The following is a 1094-nucleotide window of genomic DNA, read 5'->3' as shown; positions in this document are numbered from 1 at the left end:
TCTGATGGTGTTCAACGGAGTCGGGCAAGCCCGCTCCAAGCATCATTAAGGGACGACCATGTACCATTATGCAGGAATTGACGTGTCCTTGGAATGCTCGAGCATCTGCCTTGTCGATGGGACAGGCAAGATTTTGCGCGAGACGAAGGTCTCCAGCGAGCCGGAAGCGCTGATCGCCTGGTTCGGTTCGTTGGGGGTGACGTTGGATCGGATCGGGCTGGAGGCGGGCCCATTGTCGCAATGGCTCTATGCGGCTCTGCGGGACGCTGGTCTTGCGGTCGAGCTTCTGGAGACGCGGCACGTTCGCGATGCCTTCAAGGCGATGCCAGTCAAGTCGGACCGCAACGATGCACGCGGGATAGCTCAGCTGATGCGCCTCGGCTGGTTCCGGCCGGTGCATTGCAAGTCGATCGGGGCACAGGAGACGCGGGCCATTCTGACGACCCGCAAGCTGCTGCAATCCAAGCTCCACGACATCGAGAACAGCCTTCGCGGAGTGCTTCGCGGCTTTGGGCTGAAGGTCGGCAAGACTACCGAGCGTACCTTCGCCGAACGCATCCGAGAACTCGTTGCAGGCCATCCTGGACTTAAGGTCGTGGCGAAGGCGCTGCTCGAAGCCCATGCCGTGTTGCGGCGCGAGTTCAACAGTCTGGACAAGCAAGTGGCACGGCTCGCCAGATCACACCCGCAGGCCAGTCTTTTGATGACGACGCCGTCGGTCGGCCCGATTGTGGCGCTGACTTATGCCTCGGCGATCGACGACCCGATGCGCTTCCGCTCGTCGAAGGCGACAGGAGCGCATTTTGGCCTCACTCCGAAGAAGTACCAATCGGGTGAGACCGACTACACCGGCCGTATCAGCAAGATCGGCGATGCTTCGGTGCGGGAGGCGCTTTATCAGGCGGCCCACGTCATGCTGACCAAGCCGGTCAGGAATTGCGCGGCGCTAAAGGGCTGGGCAATGCGGATCGCCAGACGCGCAGGCATGCGCAAGGCCAAGGTCGCCTTGGCGCGCAAGCTCGCGGTGATCCTGCATCGCATGCTCGCCGACGCCAAGCCGTTCAATCCGATGGCCAAAGCCATGGCAGGCTAAG

Annotated in this window: 1 protein-coding gene; it reads left to right on the top strand. The window is 61.8% G+C overall.

What is annotated here, in order from left to right:
* The first annotated feature begins 58 nt into the window (after positions 1-58).
* A complete protein-coding gene (locus JQ617_RS39855) occupies positions 59-1093 on the top strand; it encodes an IS110 family RNA-guided transposase (RefSeq protein ID WP_211380698.1) in 1035 nt (344 codons plus the stop codon).
* Position 1094: the final 1 nt, after the last annotated feature.

The sequence above is a fragment of the Bradyrhizobium sp. KB893862 SZCCT0404 genome, from assembly GCF_018130885.1.
In the GTDB taxonomy this organism is placed as follows: Bacteria; Pseudomonadota; Alphaproteobacteria; order Rhizobiales; family Xanthobacteraceae; genus Bradyrhizobium; species Bradyrhizobium stylosanthis.
This window is presented reverse-complemented; position numbering and strand designations above follow the sequence as displayed.

Bases quoted from the DNA above. Each gene is read 5' to 3' on its own strand.
- JQ617_RS39855 (WP_211380698.1), top strand. From the start codon at position 59: ATGTACCATTATGCAGGAATTGACGTGTCCTTGGAATGCTCGAGCATC.